The sequence below is a fragment of the Allorhizobium sp. Av2 genome (assembly GCF_021462805.2).
GTDB lineage: Bacteria > Pseudomonadota > Alphaproteobacteria > Rhizobiales > Rhizobiaceae > Allorhizobium > Allorhizobium vitis_G.
In genome coordinates this window covers 1,107,756-1,127,623 of record NZ_CP192696.1, presented here as the reverse complement: position 1 = coordinate 1,127,623, position 19,868 = coordinate 1,107,756, and the positions used below count along the sequence as shown (strand labels likewise).

The following is a 19,868-nucleotide window of genomic DNA, read 5'->3' as shown; positions in this document are numbered from 1 at the left end:
AAGGTTTTATGAACACTTTGCTGAGGGCGCGGTTCAGTAAAGCCGTCGCCGCAGCCGGACCTTGGGAATTTCCAATTCCATGACCGCGTCGCGCTCCATACCTTGCCAGACGGTCTCAAATCCGCAGCTTTTATAAAGGGCCTGGGCCGCAAAATTATTCTGATGGGTGGAAATTCGGGCCTGCTTTACCCCTTCGCGGCGCATGGTCTCGCAAAAATGCAACACCAAAGACCGGCCAATGCCACGCCGCTGATGGTCCGGCGAGATCCAGATATCGGAAATCACGTCCTGTTGCGCCTCACGCGCGCCCCAACCGGCAATCGCGCCTTCGATCTCGGCAACAATGACATCCAGCGCAGGCCCGAAGGGGAAGCGCAAAAACGCTTCCTTGACCTTTTGCGCAATAGCCGGATCGGTCATGGCGCGATCCAGCGGCCCGGTGGAGCGCCAGCTGTCCCAGCCGATGTGGCCGACCATCTGCCGGTCAGCCTCCTCCATCGGCCTCAGGATCAATGGCTTACCACCATTGAGCGGGTGTGAACTTTCCGGCAGCCTGTTCGATGACATGAGCGGTCTTGAAAAGAGTTTCTTCCTCGAAGGGCCTGCCGATCAGTTGCAGGCCAAGTGGCAGTCCCTTGGCGTCCAGGCCAGCGGGAACCGAAAGGCCCGGCAGACCCGCCATGTTCAGCGTTACCGAGAAGATATCGTTCAGATACATCTTCACCGGATCGGCAGCCATGTCCTTGTCGCCAATGGCAAAGGCCGAGGATGGTGTGATCGGCGTCAGGATCGCATCGACCCCTGCGGCAAACACCTGTTCGAAATCGCGCTTGATCAGCGTGCGAACTTTCTGGGCGCGCAGATAGTAGGCGTCGTAATAGCCAGCTGAGAGCACATAGGTGCCCATCAGGATACGGCGCTGCACTTCCTTGCCGAAGCCTGCCGCACGGCTCTTTTCATACATGTCGGCAATATCCTTGCCATCAACGCGCAAGCCGTAGCGCACGCCATCATAGCGCGCGAGGTTGGATGAGGCTTCGGCTGAGGCGACGATATAATAAGCTGGCAATGCGTATTTGGTATGCGGCAGGGAAATATCGACAATCTCGGCACCGGCCTCCTTCAGCCAGGCCATGCCCTTCTGCCAGAGGGCCTCGATTTCCTCAGGCATGCCATCGACGCGGTACTCCCGGGGAATGCCGATCTTCATGCCCTTGACGGACTGGCCGATGGCCGCCTCATAGTTTGGAGCGAGCAGATCGACCGAGGTCGTGTCCTTCTCGTCTATGCTGGCCATGGATTTGAGCAGGATCGCGGCATCGCGCACATCGCGGGCAATTGGCCCGGCCTGATCAAGCGACGAGGCATAGGCAACAATGCCCCAACGCGAGCAGCGGCCGTAAGTGGGCTTGATTCCGACAGTGCCAGTGAAGGCAGCCGGCTGGCGGATTGAGCCGCCGGTATCGGAGGCAGTAGCACCAGCGCAGAGCCGTGCGGCGACAGCTGCCGCCGAGCCACCGGATGAGCCGCCCGGCACCAGCTTTTCCTCAGATCCCGTGGCCCGCCATGGGTTTACCACCGGGCCATAGAAGGAGTTTTCGTTGGACGAGCCCATGGCGAATTCGTCCATGTTCAGCTTGCCCAACATCACCGCGCCCTCATTCCAGAGGTTCTGGGTAACGGTCGATTCGTATTTCGGCTTGAAGCCGTCGAGAATGTTCGAGCAGGCCTGGGTATGGACGTCGCGGGTGGCGAACAGGTCCTTGACGCCGAGCGGAATGCCTTCCAGCGCGCCAGCCTTGCCGCTGGCCAGCCGCGCATCCGACGCCTTGGCCATGTCGCGGGCGATCTCCGGCGTCACCGTCACATAGGCATTGATGGCACCATTGGCAGCCTCGATGGCGCCCAGATAGGCATCGGTCAACTCGATGGCGGTGATATCCTTGGAAACCAGCTTTTCGCGGGCTTCGGCAATGGTGAGGCTGGTGAGTTCGCTCATGAATACGGTCACTTTATAGTTGGCGCGGCTGCGTCGAGGGCATCGATGGCTTGGTGGATAATCGCACCGGCTTATTCGACAACCTTGGGCACCAGGAAGAAATGGCGGTCGGTTTCCGGCGCATTGGCAACGATGTCATCGGCCTTGCCACCATCGGTGACGGCGTCCTTGCGCTTGCGCATCGCCATTGGCATCACCGACGTCATCGGCTCGACGCCATCGACATTCACTTCCGACAATTGCTCGACAAAGCCGAGAATGCCATTCAACTCCCCCATGACCCGCTCGGCCTCGTCTTCGGGCAGAGCAATACGGGCAAGCTTGGCAACACGCTTGACAGTGGCGAGATCAACGGACATCGGCATTCTCCAGATCGATTATCAGACCCGCTATAATCGCCGAACCGCGCCCGCGCAACGGGCAGGTTTTTACCACCCTCGAATTTTCACCCCCGATCTCGAATTTTCGCCTCTGGCCCAGATTTTTCACCCCGAGAATGACTGATCCAGGGGTGAAAGTTGAGATTTTTAACAGGGCATCATTTCAAAGCGACAGCGTTTCGCCCGGCTTGGGTGCCTTGACCTCAGTTTTCGATCCTTCCATGCCGCCGATGAATTTTTCCGGGGTCTGGTCGATGATCGGGAAGGTGCCGTAATGGGCGGGAATAGCGGTCTTAAAGTTGAAGAATCGCTGGCAGGCGAGTGCGGCAACCGCACCGCCCATGGTGAAACGGTCACCAATCGGTACGATGCCGATATCAGGCTGATGCAGCTCGTTGATCAGCGCCATATCCGAGAAAATATCGGTATCGCCCATATGCAGCAGGGACGCTTCATCCTGGAAATGCAGCATCAACCCATTGGCATTGCCGAGCGCATGCGACACGCCATCCTCGGTGATCTGCGCGGAGGAATGCAGTGCATTGGTAAAGGTCGCGGTAAAGCCGCCGAGATCGATCGTCCCGCCTGTATTGCCCATCTCGATTTTGGACACACCCTTGGCGCCAAGCCAGGCGGCGAGATCGGCATTGGCCAGCACGGTTGCGTCGGTATCCTTGGCAATCGCCACCGTATCGCCGACATGGTCGCCATGACCGTGGGTCAGAAGAATATGCGTAACGCCCTTGGTCATATCCTTGATATCCAACCCGGAAAAGCTGGCATTATGGGTCAGGAACGGGTCGATCAGAATGGTGGCCTTGGCGGTTTCGAGACGAAAGGCCGAATGGCCGAGCCAGGTGAGTTTCATGGAATATCCTCTATGGATGAATGAAAATGGTTTGCCCGCCAAGACATATGGCATAAGCAGCGCAAGAAAAGGCCAAACCACGAGGATATCCCAGTATCCCCACGGTTTGGAATGAACACACTATTCACAGTTTGAGAAACAGTTATGGCGACCCTGGAAATCGAAGAACTGGCGCAAAGCCTGCAACCAGGTCAGGCCGTGGCAGGGCTTGATCTCGGCACCAAGACCATCGGTCTTGCCATGTCGGATCTCGGGCGCCGCTTTGCCTCGCCGCGCACAGTGATCAAAAGGACGAAATTTACCAAAGACGCTGAGGTTCTACTGGCCTTTGCCGCGAAGGAAAAAGTCGCGGCCTTCGTCATCGGCCTGCCAATCAACATGGATGGCTCTTCCGGGCCCCGTGTTCAGGCCACCCGCGCCTTTGTGCGCGCCATGGCCGAGAAGACCGAAATTCCCTTCGTCTACTGGGATGAGCGGCTATCGACGGTTGCGGCAACGCGGGCGCTGCTGGAAATGGACGTGTCGCGGGCCAAGCGCGCCGAACGGATTGATTCGGCCGCCGCCAGCTTCATTCTTCAAGGGGCGCTGGACAGGCTGTCTGGCCTTGCATCGACGCTCTGAAGCTGACGCGCTTTCCACCAGGCAGCAATCTGCTTGCGGCGGCGAAAAGCCACCAAGCTGAACAGAACAGTGCTATCGACGACGATGGCACGCATGACCAGCGGCGGAATGCTTTCCGGCGCGATGCCCAGAACATTGCCATAGATGGTAAAGACCAGATCATGGGTCTGGCGGGTCAGCATGAAAAAACCGAAGCTCATGTCGTTGAGCGACAGATAATACCAGCTTCCCAAAAGCAGGATTGGCCCGGCCCAGAAAATCAGCAAATATTTCATGCCAGCCTCCCCTTGGTCGAGAGGTATTGGGCAGAGACGGATTGACGCGGCAGGAGATGGTCGAAAAGATCATCCGGCGCCTTCAGCACCAGCCAATTGATCGCCGCCATGACAGACAGCACCAATGCCGGCACCGCAATATCCAATGCCAAAACGGCAAAAAACGCCATCATGACGCCCAGTGCCACAGATTTCCGAAGGCCAGTCATCATTACCCGCCCCTATTGGTTGCATTTACCAGCAGAGTTAACGGTTAATGAATGCCGCACAACGTAAACCTTTTATTAAGGTTAATTTTTGGAGGTGGGGCTGTGGATAGATTTATTGCGAACGGAAATCTAATCTCAAAAGCGCTTTTTCAGAAAATATTGTCCATGGGCTTTTTCGCCCGCCTCAAGTTCGCCGAATAGCTGAAATCCGAGCTTTTCATAGAACGGACGGGCCTGAAAATCGAAGGTCTCCAGCCAGATCCCTTCGCTTTCGTGGCGGCGGGCAATCGCCTCTGCTTCTTCCATCAGGCGTCGGCCAAGACCCAATCCCCGATAGGCCTCAGGGACGATCAAAAGCTTTACAAAACTCCATCCGTGATCCGTCAGACCATATAATCCGCCGATAACATCCCCGCTCTCCGGGTCCCGCAAAAGAATCGCGAATTCGACATAGAAAGCGTGCTGAGCCATCGCATTATTGTAGGTCAGCAAAGCATCGAGAATTGACGCCTTCTGCTGCGACGTAACGTTATCCTCGACGATTTCAATACGGGGCACCCGCATGATGACGCCACCTCCTTGAGGGTATCAAGCTTTCTAAAAACTGAGTTCCGAAACCGCGTCTCAATCTACCGCCGGATACAGCAAATCGATCAGATACCGGCTGTCGAACCGCGCATCCAGCACGCCGTAGGTATTTCGCCAGCCGCCTGTCAGGCGTGTCTCAAGAAAGGCATCAGCAATCTTGCCTGCACCCATGCGGTAAAGTTCGGCGGCGGCGGCGGCGAGTGCCATTTGTTCGACCAACAAACGCGCCGCGCCCTCGTCGCGTTCGCAGAGCGCCATGGCGGCCCGCAGCACTTCGACGGTCTTGCGGCCTGACGGACCAAGATCGCGCTCAAGCTCGGCAAATACCATTTCGAACAGGTCTTTGCCACGGGCCAGCACGCGCAACACGTCCAGCGCCATGACATTGCCGGAGCCTTCCCAGATGGCGTTAACAGGGGCCTCGCGGTAATGACGGGCAATGGCGCGTTCTTCGACATAGCCGCTGCCGCCGATGCATTCCATCGCTTCATAGATCAGCGGCGGTGCCATCTTGCAGACCCAGTATTTCACCACCGGCGTCATCACCCGTGCGTAAGCTGCGTCGGCGGGATTATCACGCGCACGGTCGAAGGCCTCGGCCAGCCGGAAGGACAGCGCCGTTGCCGCCGCCACATCCAGCGCCATATCGGCCAGAACGCGGGTCATGATCGGCTGGTCCACCAGCTTTTTGCCGAATACGGAGCGGCCCCGCACATGGTGCACAGCCTCCGCCATCGAAGCGCGCATGATGCCAGCCGAAGCCAATGCGCAATCCAGCCGGGTCAAAGTCACCATTTCCAGAATGGTGCGGATGCCGCCGCCCTGCTCGCCCAGCAGGAAGCCGAAGGCATCGGTAAATTCGACCTCGGAGGAGGCATTCGACCGGTTGCCGATCTTGTCCTTCAGCCGCTGGAACTGCAAGCCGTTGGCCGAACCGTCTTCCAACAGGCGCGGCACCAGAAAACAGCCGACGCCCTCAGGCATCTGCGCCAGCATCACGAACCCATCGCTCATCGGTGCCGACATGAACCATTTGTGGCCGGAGAGCCGGTAGATCCCCTCGCCCACCCGTGTGGCGGTGGAAATATTGGCGCGTACATCGGTGCCGCCCTGTTTCTCCGTCATGCCCATGCCAATGGTGATGGCGGATTTCTGCATGGCGGGGCGGTTGGAACTGTCATATTTGCGCGACAGAATTTTTGGCGCCCATTCCTTCTGCACCCGGGGCGAGCCCATCAGGGCAGCAACCGAGGCGCTGGTCATGGTCAGCGGGCAGAGATGGCCGCATTCGAGCTGGGCGGTGAGATAGAATCGCACGGCGCGGGCCTTGTGGTCCTGACCGCGTGCATCAGCTAAATTTTCCCAGACGGAGGAATGCAGGCCGGTTGCCATGGAACGGCGCATCAGCGCATGCCAGGCCGGATGAAACTCCACCACGTCAAGCCGCTCGCCGCGCGGCCCGTGGGTGCGCAGTTCCGGCGGATTGTGGTTGGCCATGCGGGCCAGTTCCTGCGCCTCATGCGAGGTCACATAGCGGCCAAGCGTATCATATTCATCGCGCAGGTTGCGGCTGAGGCCATTGGTAATATCGACCACCAGCGGATCGGTGCGAAAGGCGTTCACGCCGGACCAGGGCCTTGGCTGATTGAGTTCCAGCAATTTGTCTTCCGTACGGCTCATCCGCGTTCCAATTTTTATCTTTAGTCTTACAGCAATGCCGCAAATCGATCTTTGTCGATGGTCTTTAACACGTTTGCGCAGATTTGCGACAGCATGGGGCGGGCCAACCGACCAAAACGGGGGACAAAGGCTTGCACGTCTCAAGCAGGCTTGCTCCTGATCATCGCAGTCTTTATAGACCGCGCGACCCCTTCGGAGTCTCATGCTTTCATTACAAGCCGAGAGACTTCAAAGCCTTTCGTTGTCGTTTGTCCTGTCGGAAAATCGGGCTCCATTTTTCCCTGACGAACTCTAGGAGAACATGCGCATGGTCTTCTTTCCCCATCGCCATCTGATTGGCATCAAGGGCCTTACCGAAACCGATATTACCTATCTGCTCGATAAAGCTGACGAAGCGGTAAAAATCAGCCGCCAGCGTGAAAAAAAGACCTCGACCCTGCGCGGTCTGACCCAGATCAACCTGTTTTTCGAGGCGTCCACCCGCACCCAGTCATCCTTCGAGCTGGCGGGCAAGCGGCTCGGTGCCGATGTGATGAACATGTCGGTCGGTAATTCGTCGGTCAAGAAAGGCGAAACGCTGATCGATACGGCGATGACGCTGAACGCCATGCACCCGGACGTGCTGGTCGTGCGCCATGCCTCAGCCGGTGCGGCAGCGCTTCTGTCGCAAAAGGTCGCCTGCGCGGTGATCAATGCCGGCGATGGCCAACATGAACATCCAACCCAGGCGCTGCTCGACGCGCTGACCATCCGGCGCGCCAAGGGCAAGCTGTCGCGGATCATCGTCGCGATCTGCGGCGACGTGCTGCATTCGCGCGTGGCCCGTTCCAATATTCTCCTGCTCAATGCCATGGGCGCGCGGGTCAGGGTCGTGGCGCCCGCCACGCTGCTGCCATCGGGCATTGCCGATATGAGTGTCGAAGTCTTCCACGATATGAAGGAAGGCCTGAAGGGCGCCGATGTCGTGATGATGCTGCGCTTGCAGCGCGAGCGCATGGCAGGGTCGTTTGTCCCATCGATCCGCGAATATTTCCACTTCTACGGGCTTGATGCTGAAAAGCTGAAAGCCGCCAAGGAAGACGCCCTGGTCATGCATCCCGGCCCGATGAACCGAGGAGTGGAAATCGCCTCCGATGTGGCCGATGGGCCGCAAAGCGTCATCGAAAGCCAGGTCGAGATGGGCGTCGCCGTACGCATGGCCGTGATGGAATCGCTGCTGATCTCTGACAATAACGGCCCGCGTAGCGAAGGAGTTGGCGCATGAACAAGCCGCTTGTCTTCAACAATGCCCGCATTATCGATCCGTCCCGTTCGCTGGATGAGGTTGGCAGCATTATCGTCGGTGCCGATGGCCGCATTCTGGCCGCCGGTGCGGATGCCCGAAATCAGGGAGCACCCGAGGGTGCCGAGGTCAGAGACTGCAAAGGACTGGTGGCCGCACCGGGTCTGGTGGATGCGCAGGTGTTTGTCGGCGAACCCGGCGGCGAACACCGCGAAACACTGGCTTCCGCTGGCAAGGCCGCAGCGGCTGGCGGCGTAACCTCCTTCGTGATGATGCCGGATACCGATCCTGTCATCGACGACATCGCCCTGGTGGAATTCATCAAGAACGCGGCGCGGGAAAAATCGCCGGTCAATATCTATCCGGCCGCGGCCCTGACCCGTCGGTTGCGCGGCGAGGAAATGACCGAATTCGGCCTGTTGCAACAGGCGGGCGCGGTCTGCTTCACCAATGGCCGCCATGGGCTGGACGATACGCTGGTGCTGCGCCGGGCGATGACCTATGCGCGGGAATTCGGCGCGGTGATTTCGCTGGAACTGCACGAAAAATATCTCGGCAATGGCGTGATGAACGAAGGCCTGTTTGCCAGTTGGCTGGGCTTGTCCGGCGTGCCGAAGGAAGCCGAAATCATTCCGCTGGAACGCGACCTGCGTATCGCCGGGCTAACGCGGGCAAAATATCATGCCGCCAAGATTTCGGTGCCCGGCTCGGTGGAGGCCATCAAACTTGCCCGCGCACGCGGCGCAAACGTCACCTGCGGTATTTCCATCAACAATCTGTCGCTGAACGAAAACGATATCGGTGAATACCGGACCTTCTTCAAGCTGGCCCCGCCGCTGCGGGCCGAGGATGATCGGGTAGCGATGGTCGAGGCCTTGGCAAGCGGCGATATCGACATCATCGTTTCAGCCCATGATCCGCAGGATGTCGATACCAAGCGCCTGCCATTTGCCGATGCTGCCGATGGCGCGGTTGGTCTGGAAACCGTGCTGGCAGCAGCTCTCAGGCTGCATCATGCCGGTCAGGTGCCGCTGATGCGGCTGATCGATGCGATGTCCACCCGGCCTGCCGAAATTTTCGGGCTGGATGCCGGCACATTGAAGCCGGGCGCAAAGGCCGATATCGTGCTCATCGATCTGGACGAGCCATGGTTGGTTGCCAAGGAGACGCTGTTGTCGCGCTCCAAGAATACACCCTTTGAAGACGCCCGCTTCTCCGGCCGCGCTGTCGCCACCTATGTGGCGGGCCGTCCGGTGTTTTCTCTGTTTTGAACGTATAGGAGCCGGCCATGCCCAGCCTCGATTATAGCCAGGTGACGATCACAGCCCTTATCGCCTCGCTGGCGATCGGCTATCTGCTCGGCTCCATCCCTTTCGGACTGATCCTGACCCGGATGGCGGGCCTGGGCGATGTGCGCAATATCGGTTCCGGCAATATCGGCGCCACCAATGTTCTGCGCACTGGCAATAAAAAGCTAGCGGCTGCCACCCTGCTGCTCGACGCGCTGAAAGCAACGGCTGCGGCGCTGATCGCCCAGAAACTGTTCGGCTCCGATACGGTGCATCTGCCGGGCCTGCTTGGCGGCTTTGCTGCTTTTATCGGCCACCTTTTCCCGGTCTGGCTTGGTTTCAAGGGCGGCAAGGGCGTGGCCACCTATATCGGCACATTGCTCGGCATTTTTCCGTTGATGGTACTGGTCTTTGCCATCGTCTGGCTATCGATTGCTTTCCTCAGCCGCTATTCCTCGCTATCAGCACTGGTTGCAACCCTTGTCATTCCGGTTGCATTGTGGATACTCGGTCAGCCGGAAGCTGCCATGATCACGTCGGCCATGACTGTGATCACCTGGGGCAAGCACAAGGCAAATATTGAAAGACTTATTTCAGGCACCGAGAGCAAGATCGGTAAAAAAGGATAGAACACAATGTCGGCAGGCGGTTCTGGACGCTCGGGGATCGCCCTGACGGAAAAACAAAGAACCGCCTGGCTGAGGTTGATACGTTCCGACAATGTTGGCCCGGCCACCTTTCGCGACCTGATCAACAATTTCGGCACTGCCGAACGCGCCTTGGACATGCTGCCCGAATTGTCGCAGCGCGGCGGCGCCACTCGCTCCATCCGCATCGCCACGATTGCCGAGGCCGAACGCGAGCTGGACTTTGCCCGCAAATTCGGGGCGCGATTCGTCGGGATCGGCGAACCGGACTATCCCCCCGCGCTGCGCCAGATCGACGCGGCACCACCGCTTCTGGCGATGAAAGGCTCTGGCAGCACCGCTATCCGCCCCTCGATCGGCATCGTCGGCTCACGCAATGCCTCGATCAGCGGCGTGAAAATGGCATCACTGCTGGCGCGCGATTGCGGTACAACCGGCTACACCATCACCTCGGGACTTGCGCGCGGCATCGATGCGGGCGCGCATCGAGCAAGCCTGGACACCGGCACGATGGCCGCATTGGCAGGCGGACTCGACCGGCCCTATCCGCCTGAGAATGTCGATCTCTTGAAAGACATCTGGGATGGCAAGGGTGTGGCGATCAGCGAAATGCCATTTGGCTGGGAGCCCCGCGCCCGTGACTTTCCAAGACGCAACCGGCTGATTGCCGGAACCTCACTTGGGGTTGTAGTCATCGAAGCCGCCAGCCGCTCCGGCTCACTGATTACCGCACGGCTGGCCGCCGATTTCGGACGACTGGTGTTTGCCGTGCCGGGCTCGCCGCTCGATCCGCGCTGTCATGGAACCAATGGGCTGTTGAAAAACGGTGCGACGATCACCACCGAGGCCCGGGATATTCTCGAGGCGCTATCCCCGCTCAGCAGTATTGACTTGTTTTCCCAGCCGCAGGTGGAAGAACCGGTCTATGAAGAAAGCGAGACCTTCAACCAGCCACCCGGAGAACAGGATCGCAGCCGGATCATCGATGCGTTGGGCATAACGCCGGTCGAAGTCGATGATATCATTCGCCACACCCAATTGCCGCCGTCTGCCGTCTATCTGGTGATGCTGGAACTGGATATTGCCGGTCGCCTGCACCGTCATCCCGGTGGCCTGGTTTCGATTGCACCGCTGGATTAAACAAGGCTGCCTTTGGAAAAGTCGAAACCGGGTCGCCCAAAAAGATCAGCGAAAGCAATGGACGCGACAATCTGCCTGGCACGGCAGATGGGGGGAGGCACAACTGAAAACGTCTGTGTCGCGTACTCTGGCTCTATCAGAACAAGACAAAACCAAAGATTTTCAAAGCGATCTTTTGGTGTTTGAGATCATTCTCGGCGCTTTATGGCGGCGTTGAAGGTCGCCGGCCTCTTCAAAGGCCATCTCGATCAGGTAGCAAAGCATCTGTGCCCCCTCCTTTTCGGCAACCAGCCGTAATTCGCCCAGCATCTGGCGCACATAGGCTATGCTTTCCCGGCTATGAAGTTCCGCTGCGCCACTGCCCGTCATTACGTGTTCCCGTCGTGGAAATACAACCTGAATATGTATATTTGCTACCTATGCAACATAGGATACAGAAATGATTTATGATTGCAATACCATTTTTATAAACTTTCGGTTGTGCAAGCGTGTAATGGATAAAATGCATGAGGGGACTTGACCCCGGCGCAATCCCTGTCCATGTCGAACCATCGATGCTTGAACCCTCGCCAGAATCGACGCCATATGCAACAAACGGGGCCATGTTCAGAGAAACAGAATGAATGTAGTCGTTGTCGAATCCCCTGCCAAAGCCAAGACGATCAACAAGTATCTCGGACCGGGATATAAGGTGCTCGCCTCCTTCGGCCATGTCCGCGACCTGCCTGCCAAGGACGGCTCGGTCCTGCCGGATCAGGATTTCGAAATGCTATGGGAAGTGGACACCGCCTCTGCCAAACGCATGAAGGACATTGCCGATGCGATGAAGGGGGCCGACGCCTTGTTTCTCGCAACTGACCCGGATCGTGAGGGTGAAGCGATTTCCTGGCATGTGCTGGATCTCTTGAAAAAGAAGAAGGTGATCGGCGACAAGCCGGTGAAGCGCGTGGTTTTCAACGCCATCACCAAGAAGGCCGTGCTCGACGCCATGGCTGCCCCGCGTGATATCGATGGCGATCTGGTCGATGCCTATCTGGCGCGCCGTGCCATGGACTATCTGGTTGGCTTTAACCTTTCGCCCGTCCTGTGGCGCAAGCTGCCCGGCGCCCGCTCGGCAGGCCGCGTGCAATCGGTAGCCCTGCGGCTGGTTTGCGACCGGGAAAACGAGATTGAACGCTTCGTCTCGGAAGAATACTGGAACCTGTCAGCGCTTCTGAAAACCCCACGCGGCGATGAATTCCTTGCCCGCCTGGTGTCTGCCGATGGCAAGCGCTTGCAAGCGCGCAGCGTCGGCAATGGCGAAATGGCCAACCGGCTGAAAGACCTGCTCGACGGCGCCAACTATGTGGTGGAATCGATTGAGGCAAAGCCCGTCAAGCGCAACCCATCGCCGCCATTTACAACCTCTACATTGCAACAGGCCGCGTCCTCCAAGCTCGGCTTCTCCGCCTCGCGCACCATGCAGGTGGCGCAGAAACTTTATGAAGGTGTCGATATCGGCGGCGAGACCGTCGGTCTGATCACCTATATGCGTACCGATGGCGTGCAGATGGCACCGGAAGCCATTGAGGCCGCCCGCTCCGCGATTACCGAGCAATTCGGCCCGCGCTATATGCCGGAAAAGCCGCGTTTCTATTCCACCAAGGCGAAAAACGCCCAGGAAGCGCATGAAGCCATCCGTCCGACCGATTTTAACCGGACGCCGGATCAGGTCCGCCGCTATCTTGATGCCGACCAGTTGCGTCTGTACGATCTGGTCTGGAAGCGCGGCATTGCCAGCCAGATGGCCTCTGCCGAAATCGAGCGGACTACCGCTGAAATCCTCGCCGACAACGCCGGTGAAAAAGCCGGTCTGCGCGCCGTTGGCTCGGTCATCCGGTTTGACGGCTTTATCGCCGCCTATACTGATCACCGCGAAGAAGGTGAAAAGAGCGACGACGATGATGATGAAGATGGCCGCCTGCCGGAGATCAACGCCCGTGAGGCGCTGGCCAAGCAAAAGGTCAATGCCACCCAGCATTTCACCGAGCCGCCACCGCGCTATTCGGAAGCGACCCTGATCAAGAAGATGGAAGAGCTTGGCATTGGCCGGCCTTCCACCTATGCCGCGACGCTGAAGACACTCAGCGACCGCGAATATGTTGTTATCGACAAGCGCAAGCTGATCCCCGAAGCCAAGGGCCGTTTGGTGACGGCATTCCTGGAAAGCTTCTTCACCCGCTATGTCGAATATGATTTCACCGCCGATCTTGAAGAAAAGCTCGACAAGATTTCTGCCGGTGAGCTGAACTGGAAAGACGTGCTGCGCGAATTCTGGCAGAATTTCTTTGCCCAGATCGAAGGCACCAAGGAATTACGCGTCACCAACGTGCTCGACGCGCTGAATGAGGCGCTAGCCCCGCTGGTGTTCCCGAAGCGCGAAGACGGCTCGGACCCGCGCATCTGCCAGGTTTGTGGCACCGGCAATCTTTCGCTGAAGCTTGGTAAATACGGCGCCTTCGTCGGTTGCTCCAATTATCCCGAATGCAACTTTACCCGCCAATTGTCCGCCGATGGCAGCACAGAAGCGGAAGCCGTCGGCAATGAACCGAAAGCACTGGGTGAAGATCCCGCAACCGGCGAACAGATCACGCTGCGTTCGGGCCGTTTCGGCCCTTACGTCCAGCGGGGCGATGGCAAGGAAGCTAAGCGCTCGTCGCTCCCCAAGGGCTGGTCGCCGACCGATGTAGATTTCGACAAGGCGCTATCACTGCTGTCGCTGCCACGTGAAGTCGGCCTTCACCCGGAAACCGGCAAGATGATGACGGCCGGGCTTGGCCGCTACGGACCTTTCGTGCTGCATGATGGCACCTATGCCAATCTCGACGGTATCGAGGACGTGCTGACCATCGGCCTCAACCGTGCTGTCACCGTTCTGGCGGAAAAGCAGGCGAACCCCGGTGGCCGTGGCCGCGCAGCACCTGCCGCCCTGAAGGAGATCGGCGATCATCCCGATGGCGGCGCGATTACCGTGCGCGATGGCCGCTATGGTCCCTACGTGAATTGGGGTAAGATCAACGCGACCATTCCCAAAGGCATGGACCCGCAAGCCGTAACCATGGAAGAGGCGATTGCCCTGATCGTTGAGCGCGCCGCCAAGGAAGGCAGCGGCAAGACCAAGGCGAAACCTGCCGCCAAATCCGCCAGCGCAAAGAAGGCGCCTGCGAAAGCTGCCAAGGCCGATGCGGATGACGCCGCCGACGCCAAACCAAAGAAAGCAGCCGCCAAGCCGAAGGCGACAAAGCCCAAGGCAAAGCCCGCCGCGAAACCAGAGAAAGCCTGACCTTGAGCAAAGCCCCGCGACCCGACACCCGCAGCCTCACCAACAGAACGCGGAAGGCGGAGCTTGCGGCGAAAAAGGCAGCGGATAAGAATGAAACGGTGATCATCCACGGGGCGGTGCCGCCCCGCGAGATCCTGATGCAGTTCATTACCGACAATCCCGACCGGGCCTCCAAGCGCGAAATTGCCAAGGCTTTCGGCCTGAAAGGCGAGGCTCGGATCGAATTGAAGGAAGCCCTGCGGGCTTTGGAAGAAGACGGGCTGGTCAACAAGAACCGCAAGTCGCTGAGCCGCCCCGGTGCGCTGCCGCCCGTGACTGTTCTCGACATCACCACCCGTGACAAGGATGGCGACCTGATCGGGCGTCCCGCAGAATGGCCGGATGAACTGGGCGCTGCCCCTGCCGTCTCCATCCGCCAGTCGAGCGCGGACCGCGCCAAGGGCAAGACGCCTGTCGGCGGGCTTGGCGACCGGGTTCTGGCGAAGATTTTCCCCTCCAAGGACCATATCGGTCCCGCCTATACCGCGCGGATCATCAAAGTGATCGACAAGCGGCGCGGCGCGCTTTTGGGCGTTTACCGCGAAATGGCCGGGGATACCGGCGGCAGGCTGATGCCAATCGAGCGGCGCGGCGAGGAAATGGTCATCGAAGCGCCAGATGTTGGCGACGCCCGCGACGGCGATCTGGTCGAGGTGGAAGTCGGTCGGCTCTCCAGCCGTCTGGGTCTTGCCCGCGCCAAGGTGCTGTCGGTGATCGGCTCGGTGGCCTCGGAAAAAGCGATCTCGATGATCGCCATCCACGCCCATGGCATCCCGCATATTTTCCCGCAATCGGTGCTGGACGAGGCCGATGCCGCCAAACCAGCCAGCATGGCCCATCGGGAGGATTGGCGCAGCTTGCCGCTGGTCACCATCGACCCGCATGACGCCAAGGACCATGACGACGCTGTTCATGCCGAGCCGGACCCCTCACCCGACAATCCGGGCGGCGTGATCGTTACCGTGGCGATTGCCGATGTCTCCTATTATATCCGCAGTAAGTCGGCGCTGGATCGCGAGGCGCTGAAGCGCGGCAATTCGGTGTATTTCCCCGACCGGGTCGTGCCGATGCTGCCGGAGCGGATTTCCAACGATCTCTGCTCGCTGCGCGAGGGCGTTGACCGGCCAGCACTGGCCGTGCGCATGGTGTTTTCCCATGAAGGGCGCAAGGCGGGTCATACATTTCATCGCATCATGATGAAGAGTGCGGCCAAATTGTCCTACCAACAGGCGCAGGCCGCCATTGACGGCAACCCGGACGACAAGGCCGGGCCGTTGCTGGAGCCGATCCTGAAACCGCTCTGGGCGGCCTATGCGATCCTGAAGCGTGGCCGCGACCGCCGCCAGCCGCTGGAACTGGACATGCCGGAGCGCAAGATCATCCTCAAAGCCGATGGCACGGTGGATCGGGTCTTCGTACCCGAACGGCTGGACGCCCATAAGCTGATCGAGGAAATGATGATCCAGGCCAATGTGGCCGCCGCCGAGACGCTGGAGAAGAAAAAGCAGCCGCTGGTCTACCGTATCCACGACACCCCGACATTGGCCAAGCAGGAAGTGCTGCGTGAGTTTCTGGCCACCATCGGCTTTTCACTGGCCAAGGGCGGCAATCTGCGCTCCAATTCGTTCAATGGCATCCTCGCCAAGGCGCAGGACACGCCCCACCAGACCATCGTCAACGAAATGGTGCTGCGTTCGCAGAGCCAGGCGGTCTATAGCCCCGAGAATATCGGCCATTTCGGCTTGAACCTTTTGAAATACGCGCATTTCACATCCCCCATCCGCCGCTACGCCGACCTGATCGTGCACCGGGCGCTGGTTGGCACGCTGGGGCTTGGCGAAGGCGGCATTACATCCGATGAAGAAGCGGCGCTGGCCGATGTCGCCGCCGAAATCTCCACCTTTGAGCGCCGCGCCATGGCAGCCGAGCGCGACACGATCAACCGGCTGATTGCCCACCACCTGGCAACGCGGATCGGTGATGAATTCGACGGGCAGGTTTCCGGCGTCACCAAATCCGGCCTGTTTATCTCCCTGCCGCAATATGGCGCCGATGGCTTCATTCCGGTCTCAACGCTTGGCCGCGACTATTTCATCTACGATGAAGCACATCAGGCACTGACCGGCGAAAAGACCGGGCTTGGCTATCAATTGGGCGACAGCGTCAGCGTCAAGCTGGTGGAAGCCGTGCCGCTGGCCGGTGCCTTGCGGTTTGAAATCCTCAGCGAAGGCAAGAAAATGCCGACCGGCATCCGTTCCTTCCACAAAGCGACGCGGCGCGGCCGACCCGGCCCCGGCAAGACACCGGGAACCAGACCACCGCGCGGCAGGCGTTGAAACCGCGCGCCGAGTTCGTATATCTGGGCTTGGTATACGAAGCCCAGATATACGAACTCGGCGCACTTGTGCGCAAATGCCGCGATGAAATATCAACTTTCATGCCCCATCTTTGATCAAAGCCTATAGGATTTGATAGAAGTTCAGGAGGAACCGCATGTCTGTCAGCCAGTCTCCCCCCGTTATCCGCTTCGGCGGCGGCAAGGATGCGGTTCGCCCACTTGGACGCTCCATTCTGCGCGGCCTGATGTGTACCTGTCCCGCCTGCGGCTCCGGTCGCCTGTTCAAGGCCTTCCTTAAGCCGGTCGATACCTGCGCAGTCTGCGACGAGGATCTTTCCCACCAGAGGGCCGATGACCTGCCCCCCTATATCGTCATTATGATCGTCGGCCATGTGCTGCTGGGTGGCTATATGATGACCGATCTGGTCTTCGTGCTATCGACCTGGGCGCATCTGGCGATCTGGACGCCGATTGCCGTCATCACCTCTCTGCTGATCATCCAGCCCATCAAGGGCGGCGTGGTGGGGCTGCAATGGGCGCTGCGTATGCACGGCTTCGGGGAAGAACCAGAGGTGATTGAGGACTACGACGAGCGCTATCCGCCAAAGTGACGGTTTCACCACCCCATATCGGATGGACCAGTCAAGCAGGGCCAAATCCGGTCAGGCCAAATTCTGGCATTCGACGTATTACGACAATCGAATAAGTAGTTTTTCTACATCTTGGCTTAAACCGGTTTCGATTTTTGCCGTTATGGAGTAAAGCCCCGGAGGATCGCTGGCATATTATGAAATGTAATCGGCCTTTGTTGCCCTGGCATGACGCCTTGCGCCGTTATCCTTCACCGCGCATTGCGTGCATTTTCTTCTGAGGACCTTCCATGTCTGACACCAGAGACCCTGTTACCGGACATCGCGAAGAGATCCACTGGCCATCGCTGATTGCCGCAGTCTCGTCGATTTCCGCTGTTGGCATTGCCATCGGGCTGGGATTGCCGCTACTCAGCATCATTCTGGAAAAACGCGGTATTCCCTCCACCCTGATCGGACTGAATTCAGCCATGGCAGGCGTTGCGGCGATGATTGCCGCGCCGATCACCACCAGGCTTGCGCACCGTTTCGGTGTGGCGCAGACCATGATCTGGGCGGTGCTGCTCGCCGCGCTCAGTTCGCTCGGCTTCTATTACGCCGAAGCCTTCTGGATGTGGTTTCCTCTGCGGCTGGTGTTTCACGGCGCCACGACGACATTGTTCATCCTGTCGGAATTCTGGATCAATGCCGCCGCCCCGCCATCGCGGCGCGGGCTGGTGCTCGGCATTTATGCCACCGTCCTGTCGGTCGGCTTTGCCGCTGGTCCCTTGCTGTTTTCAATTGTCGGCAGTGAGGGCGTATTGCCCTTTGCCATCGGCGCGGTTGCCATAATGATGGCAGCGGTGCCGATCTTCGTTGCCCGCAACGAAAGCCCGGCACTGGATGAAAAGCCGGAGATGCATTTCTTCCGCTATATCTTCCTGGTGCCAACCGCCACAGCCGCCGTCTTCGTGTTCGGCGCGGTGGAAGTCGGCGGACTGTCCCTGATGCCCGTCTATGCCACTCGTATCGGCTTCACAGAGGCCCAGTCAGCCCTGCTGCTGACGGTGATGGGGGTTGGCAACATGGTGTTCCAGATTCCGCTTGGCATGCTCTCTGACAAGCTTAGGGATCGCCGCTTGCTGCTCGGCGCCTTGGCGACAGTCGGCCTGATCGGATCGCTGCTGCTGCCGCTGATTTCTCATAGCTGGATGGCGATGGCCGTCATCCTGCTGTTCTGGGGCGGCTGCGTCTCCGGTCTCTACACGATCGGCCTCAGCCATCTCGGCTCCCGACTCACAGGATCTGACCTTGCCGCCGCCAATGCCGCCTTCGTTTTCTGTTATGCGGTTGGCACGGTGGCCGGTCCACAAGTGGTGGGTGCAGCCATCGATATGGGCGGAAATGCCGGTTTTGCCTGGTCGATTGCCGGCTTCTTTGCGTTATATGTGGTTCTTTCCGTCGCACGATTGTTTTTCAAGGGTGCGCGGGGTTGACTTTTCGGTGGCGATTTGTAGTTTCCGCCCAGATTTGCCGTGGGCCCTGAAGGTCGTCACGGCTTTGTGTTATTCATGTAAGGCAGGACGACCATGGCCAAGGCTACAACCATCAAGATCAAGCTGCTGTCGACAGCCGATACGGGTTTCTTCTACGTCACCACCAAGAACAGCCGTACGATGACGGACAAGATGACGAAGACCAAATACGACCCGATCGCTCGCAAGCATGTCGAATTCAAGGAAACCAAGATCAAGTGATCCTGGTTCTTCGTGAGAAGATTGAAAAGCGCGCTCCATCGGCGCGCTTTTTTTATGCCGTTTTGAGGATGGGCCAGCACGCCACGCAGACCGGCTCTAAAAGCCGAGCTCGATCCTGCCTGTGGCAATAGGCGTAAGGACGCTATCGGCGCGAGGACAGTGACCCCACCCATAGGGGCGCAGGATAGAATGCATCGGAAACCATCTTGACCGCGAAACGCAAAACGCCGCCTCCGGACAAGGAAGCGGCGTTCGAATGGTGGTCGGCGGGCATGCAATAACGGCACGAGGAACCGCTTGATAATCGCACACCTGCCGACCAACCCCACGACCCAGGAGATGCGGCGGACCTGAGCACCATGGGGTATTGGTTAAACCTGTTATTCGTCAATTTTTACTGCTTAATTCCTCAGATCCACAGGGATCGATGGATATCTCTAAGCAGCTTATAAAAACGGCATTTATTAAGAACCACAGCACACGTTAAAGCACAGCTTGCTATGGATGCATCGTAGTTGTCCCAACTATGCGCATATGAAATAAAAAATCAACATTTTCTTAACCGTTGCATCTTTTCGATGCCGGCATGGTTAAATTCTGCTCATTTCCTCTTGTCAAAAACAAATAGAATTAACACTCCAGAGAGGCAAGTATTTTCTCTTAAAAACTCTCGATCTCAACGAAAAATTGTCGTTATCAACAATTCGAAAAACATAACTTTCTATTACACCTACATTTCTATCCAAAACAGAGTAAAAAAATAAAAATATACCCTTATTTATTTATGGTATATTTTCTATTTTTTTAAAAGAAAATAGACATGTATCGAGCACATCTACAAGCTCTCGGAAAAGTCCGGGCAAAC

19 protein-coding genes are annotated in these 19,868 nt (G+C 58.3%); 10 read left to right on the top strand and 9 right to left on the bottom strand.

Translation table 11 applies throughout. The annotated features are described in order from the left end of the window. Positions 1 to 33: 33 nt before the first annotated feature. The 4 genes from FS819_RS05360 to FS819_RS05345 form a co-directional block, all read right to left on the bottom strand. Positions 34 to 567 carry a GNAT family N-acetyltransferase gene (locus FS819_RS05360; protein ID WP_156550700.1) on the bottom strand — a complete coding sequence of 178 codons (534 nt, stop codon included), beginning with the start codon at positions 565 to 567 and terminating at the stop codon, positions 34 to 36. Then, complete coding sequence (gene gatA / locus FS819_RS05355) at positions 518 to 1,999, bottom strand: Asp-tRNA(Asn)/Glu-tRNA(Gln) amidotransferase subunit GatA (RefSeq protein WP_156550701.1); 1,482 nt, start codon at positions 1,997 to 1,999, stop codon at positions 518 to 520. Before gatA ends, FS819_RS05360 begins: the two co-directional genes overlap by 50 nt. Before the next feature lie 71 nt (positions 2,000 to 2,070). After that, positions 2,071 to 2,358: an Asp-tRNA(Asn)/Glu-tRNA(Gln) amidotransferase subunit GatC gene (gatC, locus tag FS819_RS05350; RefSeq protein WP_015915693.1), complete on the bottom strand. Its 288-nt coding sequence runs from the start codon at positions 2,356 to 2,358 to the stop codon at positions 2,071 to 2,073. A 184-nt stretch (positions 2,359 to 2,542) separates the two neighbouring features. Further along, positions 2,543 to 3,247 carry a metal-dependent hydrolase gene (locus FS819_RS05345; RefSeq protein WP_156550702.1) on the bottom strand — a complete coding sequence of 235 codons (705 nt, stop codon included), beginning with the start codon at positions 3,245 to 3,247 and terminating at the stop codon, positions 2,543 to 2,545. 144 nt (positions 3,248 to 3,391) lie between these two features. Between FS819_RS05345 and ruvX the strand changes: the two genes are divergently transcribed. Beyond that, complete coding sequence (gene ruvX / locus FS819_RS05340) at positions 3,392 to 3,868, top strand: Holliday junction resolvase RuvX (protein WP_156550703.1); 477 nt, start codon at positions 3,392 to 3,394, stop codon at positions 3,866 to 3,868. Here ruvX and FS819_RS05335 read toward each other — a convergent pair. The 4 genes from FS819_RS05335 to FS819_RS05320 form a co-directional block, all read right to left on the bottom strand. Next, positions 3,823 to 4,143 (bottom strand): DUF6105 family protein, encoded by a 321-nt coding sequence (locus tag FS819_RS05335; protein ID WP_070150373.1) that lies wholly within the window; start codon positions 4,141 to 4,143, stop codon positions 3,823 to 3,825. The two genes, ruvX and FS819_RS05335, sit on opposite strands and share 46 nt — an antisense overlap. Beyond that, positions 4,140 to 4,355, bottom strand: coding sequence for a hypothetical protein (locus FS819_RS05330; protein ID WP_156550704.1), 216 nt, complete (start codon positions 4,353 to 4,355; stop codon positions 4,140 to 4,142). The genes FS819_RS05335 and FS819_RS05330 overlap by 4 nt, the downstream gene beginning before the upstream one ends. A gap of 132 nt (positions 4,356 to 4,487) precedes the next feature. Next, positions 4,488 to 4,916 carry a GNAT family N-acetyltransferase gene (locus FS819_RS05325; protein WP_156550705.1) on the bottom strand — a complete coding sequence of 143 codons (429 nt, stop codon included), beginning with the start codon at positions 4,914 to 4,916 and terminating at the stop codon, positions 4,488 to 4,490. A 60-nt stretch (positions 4,917 to 4,976) separates the two neighbouring features. Then, on the bottom strand, positions 4,977 to 6,620 hold the full coding sequence (locus tag FS819_RS05320) for an acyl-CoA dehydrogenase family protein (protein WP_015915688.1): 1,644 nt from the start codon (positions 6,618 to 6,620) through the stop codon (positions 4,977 to 4,979). A gap of 307 nt (positions 6,621 to 6,927) precedes the next feature. On the opposite strand from FS819_RS05320, the gene FS819_RS05315 reads away from it, so the two are divergent. Genes FS819_RS05315 through dprA form a run of 4 tightly spaced genes read left to right on the top strand, consistent with a single transcriptional unit; the run spans position 6,928 to position 10,978 of the window. Continuing rightward, a complete protein-coding gene (locus FS819_RS05315) occupies positions 6,928 to 7,884 on the top strand; it encodes an aspartate carbamoyltransferase catalytic subunit (protein WP_060715742.1) in 957 nt (318 codons plus the stop codon). Then, positions 7,881 to 9,173, top strand: a complete 1,293-nt coding sequence (locus tag FS819_RS05310) for a dihydroorotase (RefSeq protein WP_156550706.1) — start codon at positions 7,881 to 7,883, stop codon at positions 9,171 to 9,173. The genes FS819_RS05315 and FS819_RS05310 overlap by 4 nt, the downstream gene beginning before the upstream one ends. A gap of 17 nt (positions 9,174 to 9,190) precedes the next feature. Next, positions 9,191 to 9,820 carry a glycerol-3-phosphate 1-O-acyltransferase PlsY gene (plsY, locus tag FS819_RS05305; RefSeq protein ID WP_070150376.1) on the top strand — a complete coding sequence of 210 codons (630 nt, stop codon included), beginning with the start codon at positions 9,191 to 9,193 and terminating at the stop codon, positions 9,818 to 9,820. A 6-nt stretch (positions 9,821 to 9,826) separates the two neighbouring features. Beyond that, positions 9,827 to 10,978, top strand: coding sequence for a DNA-processing protein DprA (gene dprA, locus FS819_RS05300; protein ID WP_156550707.1), 1,152 nt, complete (start codon positions 9,827 to 9,829; stop codon positions 10,976 to 10,978). A 162-nt stretch (positions 10,979 to 11,140) separates the two neighbouring features. Here the strand turns inward: dprA and FS819_RS05295 are convergent, their stop codons facing one another. Beyond that, positions 11,141 to 11,347, bottom strand: a complete 207-nt coding sequence (locus tag FS819_RS05295) for a hypothetical protein (RefSeq protein ID WP_070167204.1) — start codon at positions 11,345 to 11,347, stop codon at positions 11,141 to 11,143. A gap of 250 nt (positions 11,348 to 11,597) precedes the next feature. Between FS819_RS05295 and topA the strand changes: the two genes are divergently transcribed. The 5 genes from topA to rpmG all read left to right on the top strand — a co-directional run bounded on the left by topA (position 11,598) and on the right by rpmG (position 19,003). Next, positions 11,598 to 14,300: a type I DNA topoisomerase gene (gene topA, locus FS819_RS05290; RefSeq protein WP_156550708.1), complete on the top strand. Its 2,703-nt coding sequence runs from the start codon at positions 11,598 to 11,600 to the stop codon at positions 14,298 to 14,300. Between the two features lie 98 nt (positions 14,301 to 14,398). Continuing rightward, positions 14,399 to 16,675: a ribonuclease R gene (gene rnr, locus FS819_RS05285; protein WP_234624902.1), complete on the top strand. Its 2,277-nt coding sequence runs from the start codon at positions 14,399 to 14,401 to the stop codon at positions 16,673 to 16,675. A gap of 157 nt (positions 16,676 to 16,832) precedes the next feature. Then, entirely contained in the window at positions 16,833 to 17,288 is a 456-nt protein-coding gene (locus tag FS819_RS05280) for a DUF983 domain-containing protein (protein ID WP_070167207.1), read from the top strand. A 269-nt stretch (positions 17,289 to 17,557) separates the two neighbouring features. Further along, positions 17,558 to 18,742 carry an MFS transporter gene (locus FS819_RS05275; protein WP_156550710.1) on the top strand — a complete coding sequence of 395 codons (1,185 nt, stop codon included), beginning with the start codon at positions 17,558 to 17,560 and terminating at the stop codon, positions 18,740 to 18,742. A gap of 93 nt (positions 18,743 to 18,835) precedes the next feature. Then, a complete protein-coding gene (gene rpmG / locus FS819_RS05270) occupies positions 18,836 to 19,003 on the top strand; it encodes a 50S ribosomal protein L33 (RefSeq protein WP_015915679.1) in 168 nt (55 codons plus the stop codon). Positions 19,004 to 19,868: the final 865 nt, after the last annotated feature.